This window comes from Pseudomonas sp. LTR0 (assembly GCF_036630035.1).
GTDB lineage: Bacteria > Pseudomonadota > Gammaproteobacteria > Pseudomonadales > Pseudomonadaceae > Aquipseudomonas > Aquipseudomonas putida_Y.
Window position 1 is genome coordinate 429,702 of the sequence record NZ_CP123734.1, and the last position, 17,799, is coordinate 447,500.

Here is a 17,799-nt window from a genome sequence, read left to right on the forward strand (position 1 = left end):
ACGCCCGTTGGCGTTGGCGCGCCTGACTTTATCTCCTGCCGGCCCGCCCGGCCCGTCCCCGTTTGCCTTCTCGTTTACCGCCCGTTGTGGCAAAGCCGCGCCTGTGGCTGGTGCAGGAAGGTTCGAATCATGAAGTCAGTAGATTCAAGAGGTTTAACACCATGTTACTGATGATCGACAATTACGACTCATTCACTTACAACGTCGTTCAGTACCTTGGCGAGCTGGGTGCCGAGGTCAAGGTCATTCGCAATGACGAAATGACAATCGCCCAGATCGAGGCCCTCAACCCTGAGCGCATCGTCGTATCCCCGGGGCCGTGCACCCCAAGCGAAGCGGGCGTGTCCATCGAGGCCATCCTGCACTTTGCTGGCAAGTTGCCAATCCTCGGCGTATGCCTGGGCCACCAGTCAATCGGGCAGGCTTTTGGCGGCGACGTTGTACGTGCACGCCAGGTCATGCACGGCAAGACCAGCCCGGTGTATCACCGCGACCTGGGCGTGTTCGCCAGCCTTAACAACCCGCTGACCGTGACCCGTTACCACTCGCTGGTGGTAAAGCGTGAAACCTTGCCTGACTGCCTGGAAGTTACCGCCTGGACCTCCCATGCTGACGGTTCGGTCGATGAGATCATGGGCCTGCGCCACAAGACGCTGAATATCGAAGGGGTGCAATTCCACCCTGAGTCGATCCTGACCGAGCAGGGCCATGAACTGTTCGCCAATTTCCTCAAGCAGACCGGCGGCCGCCGTTAAGGATCGAACATGGATATCAAGAGTGCGTTGAGCCGTATCGTCGGCCAGCTGGACCTTACTACCGACGAAATGCGCCAGGTCATGCGCCAGATCATGACCGGTCAGTGCAGCGAGGCGCAGATAGGTGCCTTCCTGATGGGCATGCGCATGAAAAGCGAAAGCATCGACGAAATCGTCGGCGCGGTGTCGGTGATGCGTGAGCTGGCCGAAAAGGTCGAGCTGCAAAGCCTTGATGGTGTCGTCGATATTGTCGGTACCGGCGGTGATGGCGCCAACATCTTCAACGTCTCCACCGCTTCGTCCTTCGTCCTGGCGGCGGCGGGCTGCCCGGTGGCCAAGCACGGTAACCGCGCGGTATCGGGCAAGAGCGGCAGTGCCGACTTGCTGGAAGCTGCCGGCATCTACCTGAACCTGACGCCAACTCAAGTGGCGCGCTGCATCGACAGCCTGGGCATCGGTTTCATGTTTGCGCAAAGTCACCACTCGGCCATGAAGCACGCCGCAGGCCCGCGTCGAGAACTGGGGTTGCGCACCCTGTTCAATATGCTCGGCCCGCTTACGAATCCGGCCGGAGTGAAGCACCAGGTGGTCGGTGTGTTCGCGCAAGCCCTTTGCCGCCCACTGGCTGAGGTGCTGCAGCGTCTGGGTAGCAAGCATGTGCTGGTAGTGCACTCGAAGGATGGCCTGGACGAGTTCAGCCTGGCCGCACCCACCTTTGTCGCCGAACTGAAAAACGACGAAATTACTGAATATTGGGTCGAGCCGGAAGACCTCGGCATTAAGAGTCAGAGCCTTCATGGCCTGGCTGTCGAGAGCCCGCAGGCTTCGCTGGAGTTGATCCGCGATGCGCTGGGCCGGCGCAAGACCGAGAACGGCCAGAAGGCCGCCGAAATGATCGTGCTTAATGCTGGCGCGGCGCTGTATGCCGCTGACCATGCCATGAGCCTGAAAGCCGGTGTAGAACTGGCCCATGATGTACTGCACACCGGCCTGGCCTGGGAGAAGCTGCAGGAATTGGGCGCCTTTACTGCAGTATTCAAGGTGGAGAACGAAGCATGAGTGTGCCGACGGTGCTGGAAAGGATCATTGCCCGCAAGTTTCAAGAAGTGGCCGAGCGTAGTGCACGCGTCAGCTTCGCCGAACTGGAAGGCCTGGCCAAGGCCGCCGACACCCCGCGAGGCTTCGCCAACGCGCTGATCGAGCAGGCCAAACGCAAGCAGCCAGCGGTGATTGCCGAAATCAAGAAGGCTTCGCCAAGCAAGGGCGTGATCCGTGAGCACTTCGTGCCGGCGGAAATCGCGGTCAGCTACGAGAAGGGCGGGGCCACCTGCCTGTCGGTGCTGACCGATGTCGATTATTTCCAGGGGGCCGATGAGTACTTGCAGCAGGCCCGCGCAGCTGTTTCGCTGCCGGTGATCCGTAAGGACTTCATGGTCGACCCTTACCAGATCGTTGAAGCCCGGGCCCTGGGGGCAGACTGCGTACTGCTGATCGTGTCGGCGCTGGATGACGTGAAGATGGCTGAGCTGGCCGCCACTGCCAAGGACGTCGGCCTCGACGTGTTGGTAGAAGTGCACGATGGCGATGAACTGGAGCGCGCGCTGAAAACCCTGGATACACCGCTGGTGGGGGTGAACAACCGCAACCTGCATACTTTTGAGGTCAGCCTGGAAACCACCCTCGACCTGTTGCCGCGCATTCCGCGTGACCGTCTGGCGATTACCGAAAGCGGTATTCTCAACCGGGCCGATGTGGAGCTGATGGCAATCAACGAGGTTTACTCGTTCCTGGTGGGTGAGGCGTTCATGCGCGCCGAGCAGCCTGGCCTGGAATTACAGCGGCTGTTCTTCCCCGAGCAGGTGAAGAAGACTGTTCAGCAACTGGACTGATTAAATGAAGCCGGCGTTTTTGCCGGCTTTTTTGTACCTGTAATGGCCTCTTCGCGGGCAAGCCCGCCCCTACACGGGTACGCGCCCTGTTGTGGGAGCGGGTTTACCCGCGAAGAGGCCGGTGAAAACAACAAAATAGGTGGATCAATGACCGATCAACCCTTGGCCCTGAGCGTCGAACAAGGCCTGCACGCCGAACAGGAATTGCTGGCCGCCGTCTGCCGTGGCGAGCGTGACAGTGGCGTGCTGTTCTGGCGCCCGACCGACCACGCGCTGGTCATGCCTCGGCGCATGAGCCGGCTGGGCAACTTCGAGGTCGCCTGCGCGGAATTGGCTATTGCTGGCTGGCCGGTGCTGCTGCGAGAAACCGGCGGTGAGCCGGTGCCTCAGTCGCACTCGACAGTGAACGTTGCACTGGTCTACGCCGCGCCGCGCAGTGAAGGTGACCACGGCCGTATCGAAAATGCCTACGAGCGCCTGTGTCTGCCGCTGTGCGATGTGCTGCGCGAGTGGGGAGGGGTAGCGTCAGTCGGGGAAATTGACGGGGCCTTCTGCGATGGCCGCTACAACGTCAACCTCAATGGCCGCAAACTGGTGGGTACCGCCCAGCGCTGGCGTCAGGGCCTGGGTGGCAAGCGCCCGGTGGTGCTGGTGCACGGTGCCCTGCTGCTGGACAACGAGCGCGAGTCGATGGTGGCGGCGGTCAACCGCTTCAACGAGTGCTGCGAGCTGGAGCAACGCTGTCGCGCTGATGCGCACATCGCCTTGCACGAAGTAGCGCCGGCAGCACCCTGGTTCGAGCGCCTTTCGCAGGCCTACGCCAAGGTACTGGCCGAGTTGCCCAAGGACTAGCGGGTACCGTAGACCACCATGGTCTTACCCTTGACCTGCACCAGGCTGCGTTCCTCCAAATCCTTTAGAACGCGGCCGACCATTTCCCGGGAGCAACCGACGATTCGGCCGATTTCCTGACGGGTAATCTTGATCTGCATGCCATCGGGGTGGGTCATGGCGTCGGGCTGCTTGCACAGCTCCAGCAGGCAACGTGCAACTCGCCCGGTCACGTCGAAAAATGCCAAATCGCCAACCTTGCGCGTAGTGTTGCGCAGGCGCTGGGCCATTTGACTGCCCAGGGCGTAGAGGATTTCAGGGTCCTGGCGCGCCAGTTCGCGAAACTTTTCGTAGCTGATTTCGGCCACTTCGCATTCGGTCTTGGCGCGTACCCAGGCACTGCGCTGCTGCTCGCCATCAACGGGCTCGAACAGGCCTAGCTCGCCAAAGAAATCGCCATTGTTGAGGTAGGCGATGATCATTTCATGGCCGTCATCGTCCTCGATGAGGATGGTGACCGAACCCTTGATGATGAACGACAGTGTCTCGGCCCGGTCGCCGGCGCAGATGATATTGCTTTTGGCGGTGTAGCGGCGGCGCTGGCAGTGCACCAGCAGCTTGTCGATGTTCTTTATCTTGGCGGGTAGGGCGGAGGCAACCATCACGAAATCCTGTTCGATATGACGCATAAGCTTTTTATAGAGGTTGGCTGACGGAGGGCGCCAGTCATTTGGCGCCAGCTTATCAGACACTACAGGATGTTTCGGTACTAAACCGACACATCTCGTGCTTTTCCCACAGCCGCACAAGGTCTAAGCTGACACCCTTTTCCGAAAATCAGGAGTCCGGGTAGATGAAGGCACGTATCCAGTGGGCCGGTGAGGCAATGTTCCTCGGCGAATCGGGGAGCGGCCATGTCGTCGTGATGGACGGCCCGCCCGAGGCCGGCGGCCGCAACCTGGGCGTGCGACCGATGGAAATGCTGTTGCTGGGCCTGGGTGGTTGCAGCAGCTTTGACGTGGTGAGCATTCTGAAGAAGTCGCGCCAGGCAGTGGAAAGCTGTGAGGCATTTCTTGAAGCGGAGCGTGCCAGCGAAGACCCCAAGGTGTTCACCAAGATTCACATGAACTTCGTGGTTAAAGGGCGTGGGCTGAAAGAAGCGCAGGTCAAGCGGGCGGTGGAGCTGTCGGCGGAAAAGTACTGCTCGGCTTCGATCATGCTTGAGCGTGCCGGGGTTGAGATTACCCATGGGTATGAAATCGTAGAGCTGGGTTAAGGCTGAGATTCCGGCGCCGCTTTGCAGCCCCTGAGGGAGCGGGTGAAGCCGCTCCCACATACTGCCCGGCCGACCTTCAGTTGCGCAGCGCCGGAAGGGCCATTCGCAACCATTGCGGAAGATTGCTTCTTAGCGCCTGGCTCAACCGCTCCCGGCGCTTTTGGTAAACCAGGCCAAGCCAGATAACCCCCAGCCCGATCATGGTCAGCACTACCGGGAACAGCAACGACTGGGCAAATACCTCGTACGACAGATATCCCAGATATGCCGCCACCCCCAGTGCACCAAACACCATGAAAACCGGCCGGCGCAGCAGTACCGCCATGCCCATCAGCGCAATGTTGATCAGGCAGTACAGGGCCTTGCCCAACTCACTGCCGCTGTCCAGCAGCGTCAACCCGCCCCAGAATGCTGCCAGCCCGGCGAGGTAACCCCAACGGGCGTAGTCCTCACGCGTGCGGCCGTCTATCACGAGGAAAACCACCAGCAAGCCCAGCCCAAACCACAGGGATACCTGGCGACGCTGCTCCCAACTGAACGGGGAGCCGAAGAACCACTCGCTAAGGTCCATCGACATGAACCACAAGGCCACGGCGATTGGCATGACAACGAACGGGTAGGGGATCAGCCGAAGCATTATCAGCCCGGCAAGCACCGTGGCTGCTTCCATCGCCAGCCAGCCACCCTGCACGTAGGTGTAGTACTGGTGGTAGTCGGCCTGCGCATCGTCCAGTGGCCACCAACCGACCATGCGTTCGATAGCGAATACCGCCAGCGGCACGATGCTGACTGCTACTGCTGCCAGCACGCCAGCGGCGACGGGCTGGGCGCGGCGTTGCAGATTGAGGGCGAACAAGGTGATCAGCAGGATATAGAGGCTGGCGATGATCAACAGCGCGCTGTCACCGATGCTCATCCAGGCCTCGGTGAGCAACCAGCCCATTGCCGCCATGATCAGCATGGCGCCAAAGTAGAAGGCAACATGGGCCAGCTGAAAGCTGCCACGTGGTGCGGGCTGCTGGCGCAGGAATGCCAACAGGCTTTGGTCCTGGCCTGGTTGGAGAATGCCTGCTTGCACGGCGCGCGCCAGGTCCTTGGCGTCGAATCGATCCGTCATGGTGATGCCTTCAGATGCGGTATGTGCTTTTGGTCATGACCTTGGCCAGCAAGCTCATGCCAAAGCGGACGGGGGCCGGGAAGCGATAACCACCGGCCTCCAGTGCGGACTCGGCGTGCTGCTCTTCGTCGATGCGCATTTGCTCGAGAATGGCCCGGGATTTTTCATCTTCGTGCGGGAGCTGCTCCAGGTGCTCGTCGAGGTGCTTGCACACCTGATGTTCGGTAGCGGCGACGAAGCCCAGGCTGACCTTGTCGCTGACCAGCCCGGCCAGTGCGCCGATGCCAAACGACATGCCGTAGAACAGCGGGTTGAGCACGCTCGGGTGGCTGTTCAGCTGGCGAATGCGCTGTTCGCACCAGGCCAGGTGGTCGATTTCTTCCTCAGCGGCATGCTCCATGGCCTTGCGCACTTCCGGCAACTTGGCGGTCAGGGCCTGGCCTTGGTACAACGCCTGGGCGCAGACTTCACCGGTATGGTTGATGCGCATCAGCCCGGCAATATGACGGGCCTGTTGCTCGTCCAGGTCAGCGTCTGGCTGGACGATGGCCGGCGATGGCCGGGCGGGTTGGCCGCTGAATGGCAGCAAGGTGCGCATGGCAGTATCGGCCTGCAGCAACAAGCGGTCGAGCGGCGAGTAGTGACGTTCGGTAGCCATCGGGCACCTCCGCAAGAATGTGCCCGACAGTTTACCGCAATAGCGGCGGGGTCGCTTGCCGTGGGTCAGCCCGGTGGCCAGTTCATCTGGCGCTGGCCAAGCACGTGCATATGGATGTGGTAGACGGTCTGGCCGCCTTTGGGGTTGCAGTTCATGACCACGCGGAAACCTTCCTCGCAGCCTTGTTCGACAGCCAGGCGCTGGGCGGTGAACAGGATGTGGCCAGCCAGGGCCTTGTCTTCTTCGGTCAGGTCATTGAGGGTGCGAATGTGCTTTTTCGGGATGACCAGAAAATGTACCGGTGCCGCGGGTGCAATGTCCTTGAAGGCCAGGATCTGGTCGTCTTCATAGATGATATCTGCCGGGATTTCCCGGTTGATGATTTTGAGGAATAGATCGTCCACAGCACTTGCTCCATGGTGAGGGTCGGGCCGAGTTTACTCAGCCGGGCGCCGCTCGCCCAGTGGCTATTCCATGCCTAAGGGGCAATAGCGGCGGTGGATGGCCCCGGCCAGCTTGCGCACCAGCCAGCGCGGCAGCAGCCGCGGGGCGAACGCCAGCCAGCGGTTGCGCCGACCGGGCATGATCAGCGCGCGGTTCTTGTCCAGTGCCCGCACGGTGTACAGCGCCACTTCCTCTGGGCTGAGACAGCGCGGCTTGCCATCGAGCCGCGCAATGCGCCTGCGTGCGGAGCGTACTGGGCCAGGGCACAGTACCGAGACCTTGATGCCGGTGCGTTTCAGTTCTTCGCGCAGGGCCTGGGAAAAGCTCAAAACGTAGGCCTTGCTGGCGGCATAGGCGGCCATCCATGGGCCAGGCGCCACCCCGGCCAGGCCGGCGACGTTGAGAATCTGCCCGCCACCCTGCACAGCCATCAGGTTACCGATGGCGTGGCACAGGCGGCTCAGGGCCAGCACGTTGACCTCCAGCAGGTCTTGTTCGTCGGCCCATTCATGGGCCAGGAACGGCCCATAGGTGCGCAAGCCCGCGCAGTTGACCAGCAAATCGATACGCCGCTCACCTTCTTCCAGCTCTAGCACGAAGCCTGAAAGGCGCAACGGCTGACTGAGGTCGCAGGCGCGGAACAGCACCTCGACACCAAAACGCTGGGTCAGCTCCATGGCGACAGGCTCCAGCGTTTCTCGTTGGCGTGCCACCAGGATCAGATTGCGCCCGCGCCGTGCCAGCGCTTCCGCCAAGGCCAGGCCCAGGCCGCTGGAAGCACCAGTGATCATGGCGTAACGGGTCATGCAAGGCTCCTGGGGGCGGAAGAGGGCGCCTAGTGTACAACTTGCCCGTGCAAGGTGTTGCCTTTTGCTACAAGGTGCTGGCGCGCAAAACCTGGCAGCGTTCCAGGGCTTGTCGGTACTCGCCATGCAGGCGCTCGATCAATGCGCTGGCGCTGGGCAGGTCATGGATGGCTCCGACGCCCTGGCCCGCTGACCATACGGTCTTCCAGGCCTTGGCTTCGTCATCGATTGGCTTGAGCTTGCCTTGCACCTGCCCCCCCTTGAGGGCGTTCATGTCGTAGCCGGCCTGCTCCAGGCTCTGGCGCAGGAAGCTGGCTGGGATGCCGGACACCACTGGGGTGTGGATGATGTCGGCGGCATGGGCATCCAGCAGCATCTGTTTGTAGGCGCCCTGAGCCTGGCTTTCTGTGGTAGCGATGAAGCGCGTGCCCATGTACGCCAAGTCCGCCCCCAGCAGTTGTGCGGCCAGGATTTCGTGGCCGTGGTTGATGCAGCCAGCCAGCAACAGGGTCTTGTCGAAGAACTGGCGAATTTCTGCGGCCAGGGCGAACGGGCTCCAGGTGCCGGCATGGCCGCCTGCGCCTGCGGCGACAGCGATAAGGCCATCGACACCGGCTTCGGCTGCTTTCTCGGCATGCCGGCGGGTGGTGACATCGTGGAGGACCAGGCCGCCGTAACCGTGCACGGCATCGACCACTTCCTTTACCGCCCCGAGGCTGGTGATGACGATCGGGACACGGTGTTCGACGCACAATGCCAAGTCGGCCTGCAGGCGCGGGTTGGTCGGGTGGACGATCAGGTTGACGGCATAGGGCGCTGGCGCCTGCAGGTCAGCCAGGCCAGCCTCGATCTCTTCCAACCAGGCCTTGAAGCCAGCGCTGTCGCGTTGGTTCAGGGCCGGGAAACTGCCAACCACGCCGCTGGCGCAGCAGGCCAGCACCAGTTGGGGGTTGGAGATGAGGAACATCGGCGCGGCAACCACGGGCAGCCGCAGGCGTTGCTCGAGCGAGGCAGGTAGCGACATGGCAAGGCTCCTTGAGCGGGTGGCTATGTCAGAACGGTTTCACCACCACCAGAATGACGATACCCAGCAGGATCAGCACGGGCACTTCGTTGAACCAGCGATAGTAGACGTGGCTGCGGGTGTTGGTGCCATTGGCGAAGCGTTTGCGCTGGGCGCCGCACACGTGATGGTAGCCGGTCAGCAGGATGACCAGGGTGAGCTTGGCATGCAGCCACCCCTGGCTCAGCCAGCCGGGATTGAGGTACAGCATCCAGGCGCCAAAGACGTAGGTGGCGATCATCGCCGGGTTCATGATTCCGCGATATAGCTTGCGCTCCATGGTCACGAAGCGTTCCTGGCTGATGCTGTCCTGGCTCTGGGCGTGGTAGACGAACAGCCTGGGCAGGTAGAACAGGCCGGCGAACCAGCAGACCACGCTGACGATATGCAGCGCTTTGATCCATAGGTAAAGCATGGAGGGAGTTCCTTCAGGTAATCACGGTCGTCAGATAGTAGTGGTCAAGCGCCCGAAGGGTCACCCGAAGAGTTGTTACAGGCGCCCCACGCCCCTATTATCGTGCGCTTTCCAGACGGCTCGTTGATAAGGGGCAAGCGTTATGATCAAGGTCGGTATCGTCGGCGGCACGGGTTACACCGGCGTCGAACTGTTGCGTCTGCTGGCACAGCATCCACAGGCCGAAGTGGCGGTCATCACTTCGCGCTCCGAGGCGGGCGTGGCGGTGGCGGACATGTACCCGAACCTGCGCGGCCATTATGACGGGTTGGCGTTCAGCGTGCCGGACAGCAAGGCTCTGGCCGCCTGCGATGTGGTGTTCTTCGCCACGCCGCATGGTGTTGCCCACGCCCTGGCTGGTGAGCTGTTGGCGGCCGGCACCAAGGTGATCGACCTGTCGGCCGACTTCCGCCTGCAGGATGCCGCCGAGTGGGGCAAGTGGTACGGTCAGCCGCATGGCGCGCCAGAGCTGCTCAAGGACGCTGTGTATGGCCTGCCTGAAGTCAACCGCGAGAAGATCCGCCAGGCACGCCTGATCGCTGTGCCGGGTTGCTATCCGACCGCCACCCAGCTGGGCTTCCTGCCGCTGCTGGAAGCAGGGCTGGCTGACCCATCGCGCCTGATCGCCGACTGCAAGTCGGGCGTCAGCGGTGCAGGCCGCGGTGCGGCTGTGGGCTCGCTGTTCTGCGAAGCCGGCGAAAGCATGAAAGCATACGCGGTAAAGGGTCATCGCCACCTGCCGGAGATCAGCCAGGGCTTGCGCCTGGCCGCGGGCAAGGACATCGGGCTGACTTTCGTGCCGCATCTGACGCCAATGATCCGCGGCATCCATGCCACCCTGTACGCGAATGTGGTCGATACCTCGGTCGACCTGCAGGCCCTGTACGAGAAGCGCTACGCCGACGAACCGTTCGTCGACGTGATGCCAGCTGGCAGCCACCCGGAAACCCGCAGCGTGCGCGGCGCCAACGTTTGTCGCATTGCGGTTCATCGCCCGCAGGGTGGTGACCTGGTGGTGGTGCTGTCGGTGATCGACAACCTGGTCAAGGGCGCCTCCGGCCAGGCGGTACAGAACCTCAACATTCTGTTCGGCCTGGATGAGCGCATGGGCCTGTCCCATGCCGGCTTGCTGCCGTAAGCAGCCAGCGTTCGAAAAGGCCCGCGTCGTGCGGGCCTTTTTGTATGTCGCGACTAAAGCCGCACAATTCTTGACCGATTTTCTCGGGAAAGCGGATAATGCGCGTCATCGAGTTTTATGGCGGCTACCGCGCCGGGAGAATCAACATGAGTGTCGAAACCTTCACCCCTACCGGCCTGGAGTTCACCCATGGGGCAGCCCAGAAGGTGAAAAACCTGGTCAATGAGGAAGGCAATGAACGTCTGAAACTGCGGGTGTTCGTGACCGGTGGTGGTTGCTCGGGCTTCCAGTATGGCTTTACGTTTGATGAGGATGTGGCCGAAGATGACACCATCGTCGAGCGCGAGGGCGTTTCCCTGGTGGTCGACCCGATGAGCTTCCAGTACCTGGCCGGCGCCGAAGTGGACTACCAGGAAGGCCTGGAAGGTTCGCGTTTCGTGATCAAGAATCCGAATGCCGCCACCACCTGCGGTTGCGGCTCGTCGTTCTCGATCTAAGGCTTCGCCAGAAAGCAAAACGCCGCGCAATTGCGCGGCGTTTTGATTTCTGGCGAAGCAGTCATGCCGGGTAGATCGCGCCCAGTATGCGCAACCCTTTGGCGGCAGTAACGGTGGGGCGGTTGGCAGCGATGCCTTCCAGACAGCAATGGGCCAACCAGGCAAAGGCCATGGCCTCGACCCAGTCCGGGTCCACGCCATGGGCACCAGTGCTGGCGACATGGGCGTCGGGTAGCAACTGACCGAGGCGGGCCATCAGCGCTCCGTTACGTGCGCCGCCACCACATACAAGAAGCGCCTCGGTGCCTTGCTGGGCGTTGCTCAACGAGTCGATGATGCTTCGAGCGGTCAGCTCCAACAGTGTCGCCTGTACGTCTTCGTCGCGGTAAACGGGTAGGCGGGCCAGGTGGGCATCCAGCCAGGGCAGGTTGAATACCTCGCGGCCGGTGCTCTTCGGGCCGCTGCCGGCGAAGAACGGGTCGCGGAGCAATGCACTGAGCAGGCCCGCTTGAACCACCCCCGAAGCCGCCCAGGCACCATCCTTATCGTAGGCCAGGCCAAGTTTGCGCTCGATCCAGGCATCCAGCAGCACGTTACCAGGACCGCAGTCGAAGCCGTGCACCGGTTTATCCTGTTCGATCAGGCTCAGGTTGCTGAAGCCGCCCACGTTCAGTATTGCCAGTCGCTGGCCAAGGTGGTTGAACAGGGTTTCGTGGAAGGCGGGCACCAGCGGCGCACCTTGGCCACCGGCTGCCACATCGCGGCGGCGGAAGTCGGCGACCACGCTGATGCCGGTAAGCTCGGCGAGCAACGCCGGGTTGCCGATCTGCACAGTAAAACCACGTGCCGGTTCATGGCGGATGGTCTGACCGTGGCTGCCAATGGCGCGGATGGCTTCCGCCTTCAGGCCTAGGCGAGCCAGCAACTGGTGGATACCTTCGCCTGCCAGGCTGGCCCAGCGGTTTTCCGCCAATGCCGCACGTGCGATCTCGTCAGGGCCGCTGCTGCACAGGGCAAGCAGCTCCTGACGCAAGTCGTCGGGCATTGGCAGGTAATGGGTGGCGAGCAGCTCAGGCTGCTCGCCTTGTTCGATCAGGGCAATGTCCAGGCCATCGAGGCTGGTGCCTGACATCACCCCCAGATAGAGCGCCATGGCTTAGCGCTTGTTCGCTGCGAGCATGGTTGCCTTTTCCTGGTCCATACGGGCAATCAGTGGTTGGCTCTGCTGCAGGAAGCGCTGGCGCTCGTTTCTGGCGATCGGGTCGGCCATCGGCACTTTCTGGCTCAGCGGGTCGACGTGCACACCGTTGACCTGAAACTCGTAGTGCAGGTGCGGTCCGGTGGACAGGCCAGTGGTGCCGATATAGCCAATGATCTGGCCCTGCTTGACCGTGCTGCCAGTCTTGATGCCCTTGGCGAAGCCCTGCATGTGGCCGTACAGCGTCTTGTAACGGTTACCGTGCTGGATAATCACGGTATTACCGTAGCCACCTCGGCGACCGGCCAGCTCGATACGGCCGTCACCAGCTGCCTTGATCGGCGTGCCGCGGGGAGCTGCGTAGTCGACACCCTTGTGGGCGCGGATCTTGTTCAGGATCGGGTGTTTGCGGCCGGCGGAAAAGCGTGAGCTGATGCGGGCGAAGTCGACCGGGGTGCGGATGAAGGCCTTGCGCAGGCTGTTGCCGTCGGCGGTGTAGTAGCTCGTGTTGCCCTGCTTGTTGGTATAGCGCACGGCGGTGTAGGTCTTGCCGCGGTTGGTGAAGCGGGCGGACAGGATATTGCCGGTGCCGACGACCTTGCCGTCCATCACCTTCTGCTCATAGACCACGTCGAATTCGTCGCCCGGGCGAATGTCCTGAGCGAAGTCGATGTCGTAACCGAGCACGCGGGCCAGGCTCATGGTCGTGCTGTGGGACAGGCCGGCGCGCTGGGCTGATGCCGACAGCGAACTCTTGATCACTCCGTGGGCATAGGCGGTACGCACCACCGGCTTGATGATGTCCCGATTGAAGGTGTAGCCCTTGGCGGTCTTGGTCAGGTGAATGGTTTCGAGGCTGCTGACCTTGCTGCTCAGGCTGGCCAGTTGGCCATCCTTGTCGAGCTCGAACTGCAGCACTTGGCCGTGCTTGAGCTGGCTGAACTGCTTGGCCTGCTTGTTACTTGCCAGCACGTCATGCACTGCATTGGCCGGCAGGCCAACCTTGGCGAACAGGGTTGACAGTGTATCGCCACGGGCCACGGTGATCTCGCGGTGGCCTGGTGCTTTGGCAGGTTCGGCGGCCGGGGCTTTCTGTTCGGCCTTCTGAGTCTCGGGGGCAGCGTCTTCGATCTGGGCGAAAGGCGATGTTTGCCCGTCTTCTGCCTGCACCAGCGGCGCAGCACGTGACTCGCCTTTAAGCTGCTCGGCAGGGCTCTCCAGCTCGAGGTTGAGGGTGGTTTTCTTGGCTTCCACTTCGCTGGATGGAAACACTAGCAGAGCCAAGCTGAGCAGGGCGGCAATGCCGCTGGCGGCCAACAGATGGCTTTTCGGATAAAGCGGGGGCGCTTTAGGCGGTTCGTTGGTCATAGGCAAGGTGACTTTGAAAAAAGTGAAATGGAAAAGATGAATGACATGATGAAGATGAAATAACTGTATAAAATATAACCAAATCCATTTTCACGCAAGGGCGCGTAGACGCCGCAAGCCTGTGCCCGGGTCACATTCCTTTGCGAAACTTGTATTTGACGGCCGATCTTGTATGGTTGGCTCCCCCTGAATCTGAGCCTTGCGGGTTTGTCTATGAAGTCGGTTGAAGAGCAGCTGGCGCTTATAAAGCGCGGTGCGGAAGAAGTACTGGTCGAGTCGGAACTGGTGGAGAAGCTCAAGCGCGGCCAGCCTCTGCGCATCAAGGCTGGCTTCGACCCTACTGCACCTGACTTGCACCTTGGTCACACGGTACTGATCAACAAGCTGCGTCAGTTCCAGGAGCTGGGCCATCAGGTCATCTTCCTGATCGGTGACTTCACCGGCATGATCGGCGACCCCAGTGGCAAAAGTGCCACTCGCCCGCCGCTGACGCGTGAGCAGGTGCTGGATAACGCCGAGACTTACAAGCAGCAGGTGTTCAAGATTCTCGATCCGGCCAAGACCGAAGTCGCGTTCAACTCCACCTGGATGGACAAGCTGACCCCCGCTGACTTCATTCGCCTGGCGTCGCAGTACACTGTGGCGCGCATGCTGGAGCGTGATGACTTCGACAAGCGTTATACCACCAACCAGCCGATTGCCATCCACGAGTTCCTATACCCGTTGGTACAAGGCTATGACTCGGTGGCACTGAAGGCGGATGTGGAGCTGGGTGGTACCGACCAGAAGTTCAACCTGCTGATGGGGCGCGAGCTGCAGCGCGCCTATGGTCAGGAAGCGCAGAACATCGTGACCATGCCGCTGCTCGAGGGGCTCGACGGCGTGAAGAAGATGTCCAAGTCGCTGGGTAACTATGTCGGCATCCAGGAGGCGCCGGGGGTTATGTACAGCAAGCTGGTGTCTATCCCGGATACCCTGATGTGGCGTTACTTCGAGTTGCTGAGCTTCCGTTCGATGGAAGAAATCGAGCAGTTCCGTACCGACGTTGCCAACGGTGCCAATCCGCGTGACATCAAGATCAAGTTGGCAGAAGAAATCGTTGCGCGCTTCCATGGTGAAGAGGCGGCTGCCAATGCTCATCGTGCTGCGGGTAACCGTATGAAGGAAGGTGAGCTGCCGGAGGACTTGCCGGAGATCGAAGTGGCTGCGACAGAGGGGCTGCCGATCGCTGCCGTGCTGAACCGGGCCGGGTTGGTGAAGAACTCGGCACAGGCTCGTGATTTGCTTAGTGGCGGCGCGGTGAAGGTTGATGGTGCCGTGGTCGACAAGGACTTCATGTTTGTCCTTGGTGCTACTCATGTATGCCAGGCGGGTAAGAAGTCGTTTGGCCGGGTTACCCTCAAGGCTGAGTGATTGGCTGGTGGTGTAGCTATATAGAAGCGGGGAGGCCGGTAGGTCTCCCCGTTTTGTTTTTGGGGTTTGGTTGTTGCTGTTGTAGGGGGAGAGGGCTGTTTTGAGAGGGCGTTGGCTATGAGATGTGTCCGCCACCACCTTTGCAGTGCCTGTGAGATCGAGCGCCGCCCGCGCGGCGCATCGCGAGCTGCGCTCGCTCCTACGTTTGTTTCGGGCCAGTCACGCCTGCGATAGGCGCGCGCGACCGTTTTGTTTGTTCGACGCAATATCTCGACATGCGCCAAGGCGCTCGCGCGCAAATCCCCCAGAAATAATTGGCCCGAAACAAACGTAGGAGCGAGCGCAGCTCGCGATGCGCTTGTTTGTACGACGCGATATCGCGCCATGCGCCAAGGCGTTCGCGCGCAAATCCCACAGGCATAATTGGCCCGAAACAAACGTAGGAGCGAGCGCAGCTCGCGATGCGCCGCGCGGGCGGCGCTCGATCTCACAGGCGCTGAATGTGTTGCGGGATCGTGTCCCGGGAAGTGGTGTAACTGAACCAGCCGAAGGCGCCCTGCGGGCGAAAGAGGATGGTCATCGTGGTTCTTGGCTAACGTTGAGTTTGCGAAGACCAAACACTCACCAGAGAAACCACGATGACCAAGCCCACTATCGCATTGACCGAGTTGGTTGAGAAAGGGGCAGACGCTGATCTGCTCAAGCAAATGATCCAGTTCGTTGCCCAGCGCATGATGGAGTTCGACGTCGAAGGCCTGTGCGGCGCGGGCTTCGATGTCAAAAGCCCAGACCGGACAAATAGCCGTAATGGCTACCGCGATCGTCTTTGGCAAACCCGCGCAGGCGACGTCGACCTTAAGATTCCCAAGCTGCGCCAAGGCAGCTATTTCCCTGGTTTCCTTGAACCTCGACGCACCGCTGAGAAAGCCATGGCGGCAGTCATCCAGGAGGCCTACATCCAAGGCGTTTCAACACGCTCAGTGGACGAGCTGGTCAAAGCCATGGGCATGACCGGCATCTCCAAAAGCCAGGTCTCACGGCTAGCTGGTGAGATCGATGAGCGCGTTCACGCCTTCCTTGACCGCCCGCTGGAGGGCGACTGGCCCTATCTCTGGATCGATGCCACCTACGTCAAGGTGCGGGAGGCCGGACGCATCGTCTCGGTCGCCGTAATAATCGCCGTGGCCGTGAACACCGACGGTGGCCGCGAAGTCCTGGGCATGCGGGTTGGGCCGTCAGAGGCTGAGCCGTTCTGGACAGACTTCCTGCGCAGCCTCATGCGACGTGGCTTGCGGGGCGTGAAGCTGGTCATCTCCGACGCCCACGAAGGCCTGAAAGCAGCTGTATCCAAGGTCTTCAACGCGACTTGGCAGCGCTGCCGTGTGCATTTCATGCGTAATGCCATGGCCCACGTCGGCAAAGGTCAGCGCACCATGGTGGCGGCCCTACTGCGCACGGTCTTCGCCCAGGACAGCCGTGCCGAATGCCATCAGCAATGGCGTTTGGTCGCTGATCAGCTACGCGAAAAATACCCCAAGATCGCGACACTCATGGACGGCTGCGAGGATGAAGTGCTGGCTCACATGGCGTTTCCAAAAGCGCACCGACAGCAATTACACAGCACCAACCCACTGGAGCGGCTTAACGCGGAGATCAAACGCCGCACCGACGTCGTGGGCATCTTTCCCAACGATCCTGCAATCACACGGCTGGTAGGCGCGATGCTGCTGGAGCAGAACGACGAGTGGTGCCTGCAACGGCGTTACATGCAGTTGGAGGCCTTTGAGGCAGTCAGCGATAATCCACAGGCCAAGCTGTCGGCCGTGATCAACTAAACGGCAAACTCAGTGGCCAGAGCCATGATGAGTTACACCACTTCCTGGGACACGATCTGTTGCGGCGAGCACCTGGTGGCCTTGATACGGTCTTCACCTGGAACATTCCAAATAAATGTAATTAAAGGTTGACGCGCTTTCGAATCCCCTTATAATGCGCCCCACTTCCAGCGACACCGGAACGAAAAACTCCTTGATATTCAAAGAGTTAAGTAGTTAAGGCAAAAACTGGAGGGGCTACGATCGAATGATCGAAAGCGGTTGAAAAGGTGGTTGACAGTGCTTCTAAGTGCTGTATGATTCGCCTCCCGCTACGAGAGATCGCAGCGAGCCAAGTGTTTGAAGCTAAACGAGTTTCTCGCAAAAAACTTCAAAATAAACGCTTGACAGGCTCTGAGGAATGCGTAGAATGCGCGCCTCGGTTGAGACGAAAAGCTCTTAACCAAACGCTCTTTAACAAATCGAATCAAGCAATTCGTGTGGGTGCTTGTGAGTACGGACTGATAGTCAAAAAGATTATCAGCATCACAAGTGACCATGCGAGAAATCACATAGTCATTTGAGATTGCTGAGCCAAGTTTAGGGTTTCTTAAAAACCCAAGCAGTATTGAACTGAAGAGTTTGATCATGGCTCAGATTGAACGCTGGCGGCAGGCCTAACACATGCAAGTCGAGCGGATGACGGGAGCTTGCTCCTTGATTCAGCGGCGGACGGGTGAGTAATGCCTAGGAATCTGCCTGGTAGTGGGGGACAACGTTTCGAAAGGAACGCTAATACCGCATACGTCCTACGGGAGAAAGCAGGGGACCTTCGGGCCTTGCGCTATCAGATGAGCCTAGGTCGGATTAGCTAGTTGGTGGGGTAATGGCTCACCAAGGCGACGATCCGTAACTGGTCTGAGAGGATGATCAGTCACACTGGAACTGAGACACGGTCCAGACTCCTACGGGAGGCAGCAGTGGGGAATATTGGACAATGGGCGAAAGCCTGATCCAGCCATGCCGCGTGTGTGAAGAAGGTCTTCGGATTGTAAAGCACTTTAAGTTGGGAGGAAGG

18 protein-coding genes and 1 rRNA gene (1 of these 19 cut by a window edge) are annotated in these 17,799 nt (G+C 60.5%); 10 read left to right on the plus strand and 9 right to left on the minus strand.

The window, feature by feature from the left end:
• The first annotated feature begins 161 nt into the window (after positions 1-161).
• The 4 genes from QCL51_RS01915 to QCL51_RS01930 all read left to right on the plus strand — a co-directional run bounded on the left by QCL51_RS01915 (position 162) and on the right by QCL51_RS01930 (position 3,496).
• Positions 162-755 carry an aminodeoxychorismate/anthranilate synthase component II gene (locus tag QCL51_RS01915; RefSeq protein ID WP_003255531.1) on the plus strand — a complete coding sequence of 198 codons (594 nt, stop codon included), beginning with the start codon at positions 162-164 and terminating at the stop codon, positions 753-755.
• Positions 756-764: 9 nt separating this feature from the next.
• Positions 765-1,814, plus strand: coding sequence for an anthranilate phosphoribosyltransferase (gene trpD, locus QCL51_RS01920; protein WP_021782727.1), 1,050 nt, complete (start codon positions 765-767; stop codon positions 1,812-1,814).
• Entirely contained in the window at positions 1,811-2,644 is an 834-nt protein-coding gene (trpC, locus tag QCL51_RS01925; protein ID WP_021782728.1) for an indole-3-glycerol phosphate synthase TrpC, read from the plus strand. The genes trpD and trpC overlap by 4 nt, the downstream gene beginning before the upstream one ends.
• A gap of 147 nt (positions 2,645-2,791) precedes the next feature.
• Complete coding sequence (locus QCL51_RS01930; RefSeq protein WP_021782729.1) at positions 2,792-3,496, plus strand: lipoate--protein ligase family protein; 705 nt, start codon at positions 2,792-2,794, stop codon at positions 3,494-3,496.
• Here the strand turns inward: QCL51_RS01930 and crp are convergent.
• Complete coding sequence (crp, locus tag QCL51_RS01935; RefSeq protein ID WP_019436724.1) at positions 3,493-4,137, minus strand: cAMP-activated global transcriptional regulator CRP; 645 nt, start codon at positions 4,135-4,137, stop codon at positions 3,493-3,495. The genes QCL51_RS01930 and crp overlap by 4 nt on opposite strands.
• A gap of 191 nt (positions 4,138-4,328) precedes the next feature.
• Here crp and QCL51_RS01940 point away from each other — a divergent pair, with 191 nt between their 5' ends.
• The gene (locus QCL51_RS01940; RefSeq protein ID WP_004376171.1) at positions 4,329-4,751 is read left to right on the plus strand and encodes an OsmC family protein; all 423 of its coding nucleotides are present in this window, start codon (positions 4,329-4,331) and stop codon (positions 4,749-4,751) included.
• A gap of 76 nt (positions 4,752-4,827) precedes the next feature.
• Here the strand turns inward: QCL51_RS01940 and QCL51_RS01945 are convergent, their stop codons facing one another.
• From QCL51_RS01945 to hemJ, 6 genes are all read right to left on the minus strand, one after another.
• Complete coding sequence (locus tag QCL51_RS01945; RefSeq protein WP_021782730.1) at positions 4,828-5,868, minus strand: hypothetical protein; 1,041 nt, start codon at positions 5,866-5,868, stop codon at positions 4,828-4,830.
• 10 nt (positions 5,869-5,878) lie between these two features.
• Positions 5,879-6,526 carry a 2-polyprenyl-3-methyl-6-methoxy-1,4-benzoquinone monooxygenase gene (gene coq7, locus QCL51_RS01950; RefSeq protein WP_021782731.1) on the minus strand — a complete coding sequence of 216 codons (648 nt, stop codon included), beginning with the start codon at positions 6,524-6,526 and terminating at the stop codon, positions 5,879-5,881.
• A gap of 65 nt (positions 6,527-6,591) precedes the next feature.
• On the minus strand, positions 6,592-6,930 hold the full coding sequence (locus tag QCL51_RS01955; RefSeq protein ID WP_003255518.1) for a histidine triad nucleotide-binding protein: 339 nt from the start codon (positions 6,928-6,930) through the stop codon (positions 6,592-6,594).
• Positions 6,931-6,993: 63 nt separating this feature from the next.
• Positions 6,994-7,776, minus strand: coding sequence for an SDR family oxidoreductase (locus QCL51_RS01960; RefSeq protein ID WP_021782732.1), 783 nt, complete (start codon positions 7,774-7,776; stop codon positions 6,994-6,996).
• Positions 7,777-7,843: 67 nt separating this feature from the next.
• Positions 7,844-8,800, minus strand: coding sequence for a nitronate monooxygenase family protein (locus tag QCL51_RS01965; protein WP_275967154.1), 957 nt, complete (start codon positions 8,798-8,800; stop codon positions 7,844-7,846).
• Positions 8,801-8,828: 28 nt separating this feature from the next.
• Positions 8,829-9,254: a protoporphyrinogen oxidase HemJ gene (gene hemJ / locus QCL51_RS01970; protein ID WP_021782734.1), complete on the minus strand. Its 426-nt coding sequence runs from the start codon at positions 9,252-9,254 to the stop codon at positions 8,829-8,831.
• 142 nt (positions 9,255-9,396) lie between these two features.
• Here hemJ and argC point away from each other — a divergent pair, with 142 nt between their 5' ends.
• The gene (gene argC / locus QCL51_RS01975) at positions 9,397-10,431 is read left to right on the plus strand and encodes an N-acetyl-gamma-glutamyl-phosphate reductase (RefSeq protein ID WP_021782735.1); all 1,035 of its coding nucleotides are present in this window, start codon (positions 9,397-9,399) and stop codon (positions 10,429-10,431) included.
• A gap of 146 nt (positions 10,432-10,577) precedes the next feature.
• Positions 10,578-10,928 (plus strand): iron-sulfur cluster insertion protein ErpA, encoded by a 351-nt coding sequence (gene erpA / locus QCL51_RS01980; RefSeq protein ID WP_003255511.1) that lies wholly within the window; start codon positions 10,578-10,580, stop codon positions 10,926-10,928.
• Positions 10,929-10,989: 61 nt separating this feature from the next.
• Here the strand turns inward: erpA and QCL51_RS01985 are convergent, their stop codons facing one another.
• On the minus strand, positions 10,990-12,081 hold the full coding sequence (locus QCL51_RS01985) for an anhydro-N-acetylmuramic acid kinase (protein ID WP_021782736.1): 1,092 nt from the start codon (positions 12,079-12,081) through the stop codon (positions 10,990-10,992).
• Positions 12,082-12,084: 3 nt separating this feature from the next.
• The gene (locus QCL51_RS01990) at positions 12,085-13,494 is read right to left on the minus strand and encodes a peptidoglycan DD-metalloendopeptidase family protein (RefSeq protein ID WP_021782737.1); all 1,410 of its coding nucleotides are present in this window, start codon (positions 13,492-13,494) and stop codon (positions 12,085-12,087) included.
• Positions 13,495-13,707: 213 nt separating this feature from the next.
• Here QCL51_RS01990 and tyrS point away from each other — a divergent pair, with 213 nt between their 5' ends.
• The 3 genes from tyrS to QCL51_RS02005 all read left to right on the plus strand — a co-directional run.
• Complete coding sequence (gene tyrS / locus QCL51_RS01995; RefSeq protein ID WP_021782738.1) at positions 13,708-14,907, plus strand: tyrosine--tRNA ligase; 1,200 nt, start codon at positions 13,708-13,710, stop codon at positions 14,905-14,907.
• Between the two features lie 638 nt (positions 14,908-15,545).
• Positions 15,546-16,742 (plus strand): IS256 family transposase, encoded by a 1,197-nt coding sequence (locus tag QCL51_RS02000; protein WP_016391483.1) that lies wholly within the window; start codon positions 15,546-15,548, stop codon positions 16,740-16,742.
• 609 nt (positions 16,743-17,351) lie between these two features.
• Positions 17,352-17,799: ribosomal RNA gene (locus QCL51_RS02005) — 16S ribosomal RNA — on the plus strand (it continues 1,089 nt past the right edge of the window).